This window comes from Kaistella haifensis DSM 19056 (assembly GCF_000735695.2).
In the GTDB taxonomy this organism is placed as follows: Bacteria; Bacteroidota; Bacteroidia; order Flavobacteriales; family Weeksellaceae; genus Kaistella; species Kaistella haifensis.
Map to the genome: position 1 here is coordinate 26,321 of NZ_JASZ02000029.1, position 10,161 is coordinate 36,481.

The following is a 10,161-nucleotide window of genomic DNA, read 5'->3' on the forward strand; positions in this document are numbered from 1 at the left end:
TTTAAGCTGCAGGTTTTACTTCCGTAGGTTTTTGCGCAACCACTTCTTCCCTATTTCTTTGCTCTTCGAGGATTTTCTCAAGATGTGGATTGATGATGTTATTAAGTTCTTCCACGGAAATATCATTGGATTTCGGATCTAAAATAAGGTTTTTCCAAGGTTTTTTTCCACCCCATTGATAGTCTCCAAAGACGATTACCGGCGTTCCGTTGGCTTTTACGGTCGCTCCGCCTTTATTCAAAATCCATTGATCGGCCCAGTTGTACATGAATTTAGCATCGTTCATCAGTAGTCTCAAACAAGAATGCGAAGCCGGATAACCCGGCAAATCGTACTGATGCCAACCAATTCCCAAAGTATTATGAATATTGAAATTGAAAGGCAATTTCCAAGAGCTGTTGACGGTAGAAATGGCGAGTTCTTTTTTCCAATTCGCAAACATAAGTCCACGCTTGGTTTGCGCAGCTTTTTTGCCCATACTTGTTGGTCCCCATTTGATCAATTTTCCGTTTTCATATAATGCATAAGCTTGAATTGGATACGAGAAAAAGACCATTTTCTTCACTTCTTTCAGTACATCCAACTGGGTCGGAAATGGCGAATATAACATCAATGAATGATCGATTTTATCAGGAATTGCGAGGGTATCGGCGCGCCATTTATTTTTAGAATCAAGGCGGTTTAAGGCTAAAATCGTGTATTGTTTTTCCTCGGAAAATTGTTTGTTGAAAACCGCCATCGCAGAATCCTTTTTCTTCGTCGGGAAAATCATTGAGGTATATTTAATTGCAGGTTTCGGAGGTTCAGCCTGAATTGCCGAATCCTTTTTTGTGGGAAAATGCTGATCAGTAGATTGGTCCGCTATTTCTTTGTCTTTTTTACATTGTACAAGAATCGTGAACACTAAAGCTAATGCAATTCCAAGTAAGGGTAAATTCTTCAATTTTTCTGCGAACATATATTTTTTTCCCATGAACTTTGCAAGAATAATACCATAAACAAAGCGTTTCTAGAAGTTTCCTGAACTTTTATCCATGAAAATCAGCAATTCAATTAGCGTCGATACATTTCCATGTACTTCGCGGCTGATTTTTCCCAAGAGAAATTATAACTCATATTCTTTTGCACCAAATCTTTCATCAGCTCTTGTTGTCGGTAAACAAAAAGCGCCCGATGCATCGCATGAACCGCATCATCGGCAGTTGCTGCACCGAAATTGAATCCGCTTCCACCGGTTGATATATCTTCTACTGTATCGCGCAAACCGCCAGTATATCTTACAATCGGAATGGTTCCGTAACGCATCGCATACATTTGGTTGAGTCCGCAAGGTTCCACCCGCGAAGGCATCAACAAGAAATCGGAAGATGCATAAATCCTATGCGAAAGATATTCTTTATACCCCAAATCGAGTGCAAAATTGGAGAAAGCAGCATTGAGGTGAGTCAATTCTCGTTCAATATACGGATCGCCAGAACCTAAAACCATAATATTGATGGCGCCATAAGTCTGTTGGATGCTCTTCCATACAATTTCTGGAAGCAAATCGGCGCCTTTCTCACCAGCAAACCGACCGATAAAGCTGAATAAAGGCAAATCTTCATTCAAGCCATATTCTTTGCAAATCTCTTTTTTGTTTTTAAGTTTACCTTCTTGCGCATTTTTTCGGGAATAATGAAAATCCAAGAAAGGATCGGTTGCGGGATCCCAAACTTCCACATCGATTCCGTTGATAATTCCGTATGCTTTGTTTCTTTCATTGCGCACAAGCACTTCCAAACCATGGAAATTTTGTAGTAATTCATTCAAATATCCTTCTGAAACCGCATTGAAAGCATGACAACATTTAATCATTGAAGCCAAAGGATTGATGTAGCCGTCCCAATCGAGAAGTCCCCAGTTTTCGCCATAGAACCAAGGCATATAACTGGTCATTTCCCAACTCATTTGTCCTTGATATTCGCCATTGTGGATGGTTCCTACGGTTTTAACACCTTTTAAAAAACTGAATTCCGGGCAATATTCTACCATAAAAGGCACCAAACCCGTATGATAATCATGACAATGCAAAATATCCGGCCTAATTTCCATCGCAGAAAGCCAATGCAAAACCCCATGCTGAAATGCCAGAAACTGCTGACTTTCGTCCCAATATCCGTAGGGATTGTCGCGATCTAAAAGTCCGGGAATTTTCACCAAATACAAATCAAAACCCAAAACTTTCGAGCGCTCCTTCATCACTTGTACCTGAAACATTTGTCGGCTTTGGTGGATCCAGCCATCAAAAACAATTTCGAAACTGTGGTCGTGCACAAAAGGTTTATTGTACCAAGGCATGATCACGCTGGCTTCCACGCCTTCAATTTTGTTGAGATATTTCGGTAAAGCTCCCACAACATCGGCAAGACCGCCTACTTTAGCAACAGGATAACATTCAATGGAAAGGTTAAATATTTTCATTTAAAAAGTTTACGGTTACAGGTAAATATAAAGCTGATTAGTCTTTTTTCGGTGAGCTATCTTGCACTTCAACCCTTTTTTTGGGTTTTCTTTTGACTGTTTTTTTCTGTTTCAGTACGACGCCGGCAAGAGGTGGTAATTTCAGAATGATGGAGTTCGGTCGATACATCCATTCATCATCTTGTTCATCTACAATTTCAGCGATTACGCCACTTCCGCCGTATTTTTTATCATCAGAATTTAAGATTACTTCCCAGTTGGTTCCTTCATTCACACCAATTTTATAATCGAAAACTCTTGGAGTAAGGTTGAGGACCGTCATCGTTACTTCATCTTCATTTTTTCCTGTTCTCAGATAGATATAAATGGAATTTGTATCATCATTAGCTTCTACCCATTCGAAACCGTCGCAATTGAACTGATTTTCGTACAAAGAAGGTTCGCTGGTGTAGAGGTGGTTTAAATCGCTTACAAAAGTTTGTAATCCTTTATGAATCGGATATTGCAACAAATGCCAATCGAGACTTTGTTTAAAATTCCACTCGCTGGTTTGTGCAAATTCATTCCCCATAAACAAGAGTTTGGCTCCCGGATGGGTGAACATATACGTATAGAGTGCTCGCAAGTTAGCAAATTTCTGCCATTCGTCGCCCGGCATTTTGTAGATTAAACTGGATTTTCCGTGTACAACTTCATCGTGAGAAAGCGGCATCATATAATTTTCATTATACATATACATGGATGCAAATGTAATTTTGTGATGCTGATATTTTCTATGGATTGGATCTTCTTTGAAATATTTTAAGGTATCGTGCATCCATCCCATCATCCATTTCATTCCGAAACCTACTCCACCATCGTGAACCGGTTTGGTAAGCATCGGAAAATCTGAACTTTCTTCAGCAATGGTGATGATATCCGGGAAATGTTTATACACCGCAGTATTGAATTCCTGCAAAAACTGTTTAGCTTCTAGGTTCACATTGCCTCCATAAATATTGGGTTCCCATTCGCCATCGTTTCTGGAATAATCGAGATGAAGCATTGAAGTTACCGCGTCTACGCGCAATCCATCGGCATGATATCGGTCGAGCCAAAACATCGCATTGGACACCAAAAACGAGCGCACTTCCGGTCTTCCGTAATTAAAAATATGAGATTTCCAGTCGGGATGAAAACCTTTTCTAGGATCTTCGTGTTCGTAAAGATAAGTTCCATCGAAAAAATGAAGTCCATTGGCGTCTCCCGGAAAATGCGAGGGCACCCAATCGAGGATGACCCCAATTCCGTTTTGATGAAGCTCATCAATAAGGAACATCAAATCCTGTGGTGCACCGAAACGCGAAGAAGCTGCGAAAAATCCGGTGATTTGATAACCCCAACTCGGATCGTAAGGATATTCCATCACGGGCATAAATTCCACATGGGTGAAATTCATTTCTTTTAAATAAGGGACCAATCTTTCTGCAATTTCTCGGTAACTTAAAAACCGATCCGGATCGTCCACGCCGCGCATCCAAGATCCCAAATGCATTTCGTAAACAGACATTGGAGCTTCCAAACTGTTCCTTTTGGAGCGTTCTTTCATCCAATTTTTGTCGTTCCATTCATACCAACTGGTTGAAATTACCGAACTGGCTTGTACATTCTGTTCCCAACTCAGGGCAAAAGGATCGCCTTTTTCCAGCAGAACTCCGGTGTTGGTTCGGATCGCATATTTGTAAATATTGCCCCAATTTAACCCGGAAATAAAACCTTCCCAAATCCCTGAACCATCCCATCTCGGGTAAAGTTTATGCGATTCGGAATGCCAATTATTAAAATTCCCTACCACGGAAACTTCTTTCGCATGAGGTGCCCATACCGCAAAATAAACTCCTTTTTTTCCTTCAACTTCCAAGGTATGAGCACCGAATTTATCGTAGAGTTGGTAATGTTTTCCTTCACGGAAAAGATAGATATCGTCGTCTGTAAATAGCGAGTAAGGGAGAACTTTTTCCATGGTGACGGAATTTTCTGAAAGGTTATTTTAAAGGCATTTTATTCACAGCCTATTATCTCTTCAAATATATTTAAAATTCGGGTAAAAATCTGTGAAAAGATTGTTAAATCTAAAATAAAAATACATCAACCGTTTTCCCAATAGAAACTGTGGCATTTGCTACACAAAAAATCCCGTTTATTCTGCATTTTCAACAGCTTATACGGGAGTTTGAATCAGGTTAAAAAACCGATGCTATTTTGTATTAATCTTCTTTCTCCGATGGCACTTTAACCGCGAGTTCATAAAGGTTTCCTCGCATTAGAAACTTAATTCTTTCTCTGGTAGTTACGGTGTTTACTTCCCCGTTTTTCATGATGATGATGCGGTCTCCTTGTGCAATATTCTGGTCGGCAAGCCAATCTTCGGGCGCTACATCATTTTCTTTTTCTTTCATTTGTTGAAGAATTTGTTCCGCCAATTCCTGGAAACGCTCATCGTAGGAATATAAAACTTGATATTCCGGGTCCAGACCTACTTTAAAGGTTTTCTTTTCAGCAATTAAATTTCCTGTAGAATTCGGCATCGGGTTATCCGAACCATCGGTAAATCCTACTTCGATCAATTCGCCATTATTGGCTGCAGCGTAATCAACCACATCCTGATAGGTTTCAAAATTGGTTACTACCGTATAATTTTCATACTGGTATTTTTGTAGTCTTTCTGTATTTTCCATTGTTTATTTTTTTAATAATTTATTTAATTTCTTCTTTCATTTCATGCCATTCATTGTCTTTCAATTTGGCTTCTATTTTTTCTAGTTTTAAGCTTTGCCTTAGATATGCAAACAAACTCATATAAATATTTGCAGCCACTACGATGATAAAAAAAGCCACCAAATAGCCTCGCCAATCATCAAAAAAAATATTAAAACCAGTAATTAACAAGAAAAAAAGCGTTACATAGTGGCTAAAACAATACTCGCAGGTAAATAGATAAAAAAATTTCCTTTGATACAATTTTCGGCAACTCTGCGATTTTTCTATGCAAAATTCCCTTGGTTCCCTAAAAATCTCCTCGTGGGTGACGGTCCATGCAATACATGCGTCCGGTATGGCGAGGATCAACAATTTTAGCAACTGTTCCGCAATGATTTCCATGTGTTTTTCCGTTTGAACTTCAAAAGTGATGCCACAAGACCGCAATATTTCAGTTTCTAATTCAATGAAAAGCTCGTGATCAAAATTCCGATTCCTAAAATTTCCTTACTTTTAAGGCAAATTATAAAAAATGAAAAGAAGAAACTTATTGCTTTCCGCAATACTTTTTCCCGCAGTAATGGCTTTTGCACAGCAATACGGCGGTATGTGGATTCCCACCGAACTCAATGAAAAAGAGATGAAAGATTTAGGAATGAAAATCTCGGCAAAACAGATTTTTGATCCTTCAAAACCTAGTATTAAAGATGCCGTGGTACAATTTAATGGCGGTTGTACGGCAGAAATCATCTCGCCTCAAGGTTTGTTGCTTACCAATCACCACTGCGGTTACGGGCAAATCCAGAAGCATTCATCCGTAGAAAACGATTATTTGAGTGATGGTTTCTGGGCAAAAGATCAAAATGGAGAACTTCCGAATCCCGGTGTAACCGTAGATTTCATCGCTGATATCAAAGAAGTAACGAATGAAGTTTTAGCAGGAACCCAAAACTTGGATGCTAAAGCAGCTCAGGAACTTATCAGTAAGAATTTAGAAACCGTGAAAGCCGGATTCAAGTTGGAATCTTGGCAAAAAGTAGCCATAAAACCGATGTATTACGGTAATAAATATTACGCTTACATCATTGAAACATACAAAGACATCCGTTTGGTAGGAGCACCGCCACAAAGCATCGGAAAATTCGGTTCTGATACCGACAACTGGGTGTGGCCAAGACATACCGGAGATTTCTCGATGTTCAGGATTTATGCGGATAAAGATAATAAACCCGCGGAATATTCCAAAGACAATATCCCTTACAAACCGAAATATTTCTTGCCTGTTTCCATTAAAGACAAACAAGAAAACGATTTCACTTTCGTATTCGGATTTCCGGGAAGAACAACCGAATATTTACCAGCAATTGCGGTAGAAAAAATCATGACCGAAACCGATCCTGCAATGATTTCGGTGCGTGAAGTGGCATTAAAAACTTTGGATGAAAAAATGCGTACCGACGCCGAAACCAGGATTAAATACGCTTCCAAATACGCTTCCGTAGCCAATTACTGGAAGAAATGGATTGGCGAAGTAGAAGGTTTAAAAAAATCTGATGCAGTAAGTAAAAAGAAGAATTATGAGCAAAATTTAATCGCTAAAAATGCTCAAATAAAACCGACCATCGATGAGTTGAACCGCCTTTATACCGAGCAAGCTCCTTATAACCTGAACAAAGCATATTACTCGGAAGTTTTGAGAAATGCAGAAACATTAACCCTTGCAAACTTCTATTACAATTTCGTAAAAGCCGTGGAATCCGGGAAAATGGACGCAAAAACTTCCGATAATTTCAAAGCCAGACTTGCTGCAATTTATAAAGATTACGATGCGGTTTTAGATGCTAAAGTGACTGCGAAATTACTCGCTCTTTATGCTAACAAAACTCCGAAACAATTTTTACCAGCAGGTTTCGAACAATATAAAGATGAAAACCAAAACCTGAAAACCATCGAAGAACTTTCGAAGAATTCGGTGATTACAGGACGTGGAGCTTTGAATGGTGCAACAACTTATTCCGACCTCAATAAGGTATTTGCAGATCAGAACGCGTTGGTTCAAAATCTGAAAAAAGATCCTTTAATGAAGCTTTTCAGCACATTAAGAGAACATTACATAGCAACAACCGATGCGAAAGTGACTTCGTATCAGCAGCAAATTGATGTTTTGCAGAAAAAATTCATGGCTCAACAAATGGAAACCGACAAAGACCGAAAATTCTTCCCGGATGCCAATTCTACCCTTCGCGTAACGTATGGACAAGTGAAAGGTTCCAATCCGAGAGATGCAGTTTATTATGGTTATCAAACGCATATCGCAGGAATTATGGAGAAATATATTCCGGGAGATTATGAATTTGATGTTCCGAAAAAATTAATCCAATTGTATAACGCTAAAGATTACGGAATTTACAAAGATAAAACCGGCGATGTACCCGTGAATTTCACCGCAACCAACCACACTACAGGCGGAAACTCCGGAAGTCCGGCGCTGGATGCTTACGGAAACCTTGTGGGACTAAACTTCGACAGACAATGGGAAGGAACTATGAGCGACATCAATTATGACCCACGTTTCAGCCGAAACATCATGGTTGATACCAAATATATCCTTTTCGTGATCGATAAATACGCCGATGCAAAATGGCTGATCAATGAAATGAAAATAGTGAAGTAATTTTTTTAATAGTTAGTAGAGGACGCGCCCTTGTGGTGCGTTCTTTTTTTTGGGGAATTACTTTAAAAGAGGTTTTTATTTTCTTGGGCAAGTGTTTTTTATTTCAGAGAATATGAATATATTTGAATGGTGTGGATTTGAAAAATTCATTCTCATGAGTAGGCTAAGAAAGGAAATTTTGCAAAGATTCTGGGGTGTTTGTAAATTGAACGAAGATTCTTAATAAAAACAATCTCAGTGAAAATATTCAAAATAATTTTCTACATTTTAATTATACTTGGTTTGACTTATGTTTTGTTTCGAACATTCACAAAAAAAGAAATTGAATTAAATAAAACTGAATTAATTAGAGGAAAATTTAAATCGATTTATGAAAGTAAATCAGCAAGAAGAACAAGCATCTCATATCATATTGAAATTGAAAATGATTCAAATATTTTAAAAATAATTCCTGAATACTCTAAATGTTATAAGTTTCAAGAATTTCTGCAAGAAGTGAAAACTAATCAAGAAATTGAGTTAAGAATTGACAACGATGAAAAATTTCTTTCAAAAAACGTTAAAAGTATAGTATCGATACAAGCTAATTCAAAAGAGTATTTAAATCTGCAGTGTGAAAATAATTCAATTCAAAATTCAAAATTTAGAATTCCATTAATTATGATTGGAGGGTTAATTTTAATATTCGTAATAAGATTTTTCGAAATAAAATTTCTTAAAGTTTGAAAGGAAAACTCAATAATCACCCTTTTATCCCGTCCGCAAGCATTACATGAAAAAAAAGAGATTAAACTTTGTAAACTTAACCACTTTTTTTTACTTCTCCTCCTGCTTATCGATTTCTTTTTGCAAAAGCCTCCAATCGTAGATATGAAAAACATTTCCGTTGCTCATGGTAACCAAAATGCCTTTCGGATAATTGGTTCCTAAATTTACATTGGTGGCATCAACTCCGTCGCACTCAATAGCAGAAACCGGAATATCGGCGATCAGTTGATGATGATTGGGATCCATTTCGGAGCCCTCTCTTTTATAAACCATCATTGAATTATTTTGTTGATTGGACACAAGCAGATACCCCGTTGTATGGGTTGTTTTGTAAATAGCAATCCCTTCGTGATCACGTTTTGCATCATTTTGTGCAAAAAATGCAATCTCATTATTTCCTTTCTCAGGATCAGCATAATATTTTCGGACACCGCTACCTTCGTCGGAATAATAGATATACCCCAATTCGTTATCTACTGCGATGGCTTCTATTTCTTTATTTCCGCTGTAGGTTCCAAACTTACGGATCACCTCGGCGGTTACAGTTCCCTTCGGGGTTATCGCAAGTTTGTATTGCCATAAATAAGTTCCTGAAGGCCCGGTTTTTCTACCCACTATGGCATGAATTTCATGGGTTTCGGGGCCGTTTTTTTTGGTGTAAAGGGCAATTCCCATTCCTTCGCGTACTTCCTCTCCTATTTCCCCATCAAAAATAGAAATTCCCCCATTATCAATAGGTTTAAGATCGGGAAGCGAAAAAACCCGAAGGCGTTTTGCATTGCGTTCTGTGGTTACTGCGATATCGGTTTTAACCCCATTAATGAGTAATCCATAAGCAATGTCGACATTATTAGGACGCTGCATTCCTATGAATTTGTTGATAATTTTCCCATTGAGATCGTAAACATATAATCCACCACCGTCTTCTTTATCGGTTCCTACGATTAAACTTTTGGTAGCATCTGTTGGATGAATCCAAATCGCAGGATCATCGGTATCATTAGGTGTAGGTTGGGTGATCGCCGTCGGACGAAGGGCATTTTCTGCTACTGGCGCAAATTTGCTGGCGCATGAAAGAGTAACTAAAGTTGATGCCAACAATGGCAGAAATATCTTTTTCATTATTATTAAATAGGTATAAAATTAAGAAATTAAATTTTCATCAGATTTTTTTTGCAAACGAAAAGGAATTTATTTAGTCTCTCCTTAAACCACTTATAATTTACTGATTATTAGTATTTTGGGTTTAAAATAGCTTGTTTTTTATTGCAAGAATTTGTATATTAGAGCTTTAAAACCTTGCAAATATGTTAGGAAAAAATCCAGAAAAACTGCCAGAATTATTCCGCCCGATGTTGGTTGATTTTATTGATGATAAACACGAACTCGTTTTGCTTTCAGATAAAATAGATTGGAATTATTTCGAGAACGAATTTTCGCCGTTGTACTCTAAAGTGGGCAATCCGAGCCATCCGATTCGTTTTATGGTGGGCTGTTTGCTTCTGAAACATCTTTATAAT

At 38.1% G+C, this 10,161-nt stretch carries 8 protein-coding genes and 1 pseudogene; 3 read left to right on the forward strand and 6 right to left on the reverse strand.

Annotated elements, in window-relative coordinates:
* Position 1: 1 nt before the first annotated feature.
* The 5 genes from AP75_RS11415 to AP75_RS11435 all read right to left on the reverse strand — a co-directional run bounded on the left by AP75_RS11415 (position 2) and on the right by AP75_RS11435 (position 5,601).
* Entirely contained in the window at positions 2 to 958 is a 957-nt protein-coding gene (locus tag AP75_RS11415; RefSeq protein WP_031502967.1) for a L,D-transpeptidase, read from the reverse strand.
* Between the two features lie 95 nt (positions 959 to 1,053).
* Positions 1,054 to 2,460 carry a glycogen synthase gene (locus AP75_RS11420; protein ID WP_031502969.1) on the reverse strand — a complete coding sequence of 469 codons (1,407 nt, stop codon included), beginning with the start codon at positions 2,458 to 2,460 and terminating at the stop codon, positions 1,054 to 1,056.
* Between the two features lie 37 nt (positions 2,461 to 2,497).
* Positions 2,498 to 4,462: a 1,4-alpha-glucan branching protein GlgB gene (gene glgB, locus AP75_RS11425; protein WP_088264772.1), complete on the reverse strand. Its 1,965-nt coding sequence runs from the start codon at positions 4,460 to 4,462 to the stop codon at positions 2,498 to 2,500.
* A 244-nt stretch (positions 4,463 to 4,706) separates the two neighbouring features.
* Positions 4,707 to 5,177 (reverse strand): hypothetical protein, encoded by a 471-nt coding sequence (locus AP75_RS11430; RefSeq protein WP_031502970.1) that lies wholly within the window; start codon positions 5,175 to 5,177, stop codon positions 4,707 to 4,709.
* Positions 5,178 to 5,196: 19 nt separating this feature from the next.
* Positions 5,197 to 5,601 (reverse strand): hypothetical protein, encoded by a 405-nt coding sequence (locus AP75_RS11435; RefSeq protein ID WP_031502972.1) that lies wholly within the window; start codon positions 5,599 to 5,601, stop codon positions 5,197 to 5,199.
* Positions 5,602 to 5,731: 130 nt separating this feature from the next.
* On the opposite strand from AP75_RS11435, the gene AP75_RS11440 reads away from it, so the two are divergent.
* Positions 5,732 to 7,873, forward strand: a complete 2,142-nt coding sequence (locus AP75_RS11440) for a S46 family peptidase (RefSeq protein ID WP_088264774.1) — start codon at positions 5,732 to 5,734, stop codon at positions 7,871 to 7,873.
* Positions 7,874 to 8,110: 237 nt separating this feature from the next.
* A complete protein-coding gene (locus AP75_RS11445; protein WP_031502976.1) occupies positions 8,111 to 8,599 on the forward strand; it encodes a hypothetical protein in 489 nt (162 codons plus the stop codon).
* A 90-nt stretch (positions 8,600 to 8,689) separates the two neighbouring features.
* Here AP75_RS11445 and AP75_RS11450 read toward each other — a convergent pair whose 3' ends face one another.
* Complete coding sequence (locus tag AP75_RS11450) at positions 8,690 to 9,763, reverse strand: phytase (protein WP_088264776.1); 1,074 nt, start codon at positions 9,761 to 9,763, stop codon at positions 8,690 to 8,692.
* A gap of 185 nt (positions 9,764 to 9,948) precedes the next feature.
* On the opposite strand from AP75_RS11450, the pseudogene AP75_RS11455 reads away from it, so the two are divergent.
* Positions 9,949 to 10,161 (forward strand): annotated as a pseudogene (locus AP75_RS11455) (IS5/IS1182 family transposase); the annotation flags it as partial.

What these genes read in the sequence shown, in the direction of transcription:
- AP75_RS11435 (WP_031502972.1), bottom strand. Translation starts at nt 5,601, where the DNA reads ATGGAAATCATTGCGGAACAGTTGCTAAAATTGTTGATCCTCGCCATA.
- AP75_RS11415 (WP_031502967.1), bottom strand. Translation starts at nt 958, where the DNA reads ATGTTCGCAGAAAAATTGAAGAATTTACCCTTACTTGGAATTGCATTA.
- glgB (WP_088264772.1), bottom strand. Translation starts at nt 4,462, where the DNA reads ATGGAAAAAGTTCTCCCTTACTCGCTATTTACAGACGACGATATCTAT.
- AP75_RS11420 (WP_031502969.1), bottom strand. Translation starts at nt 2,460, where the DNA reads ATGAAAATATTTAACCTTTCCATTGAATGTTATCCTGTTGCTAAAGTA.
- AP75_RS11450 (WP_088264776.1), bottom strand. Translation starts at nt 9,763, where the DNA reads ATGAAAAAGATATTTCTGCCATTGTTGGCATCAACTTTAGTTACTCTT.
- AP75_RS11440 (WP_088264774.1), top strand. Translation starts at nt 5,732, where the DNA reads ATGAAAAGAAGAAACTTATTGCTTTCCGCAATACTTTTTCCCGCAGTA.
- AP75_RS11430 (WP_031502970.1), bottom strand. Translation starts at nt 5,177, where the DNA reads ATGGAAAATACAGAAAGACTACAAAAATACCAGTATGAAAATTATACG.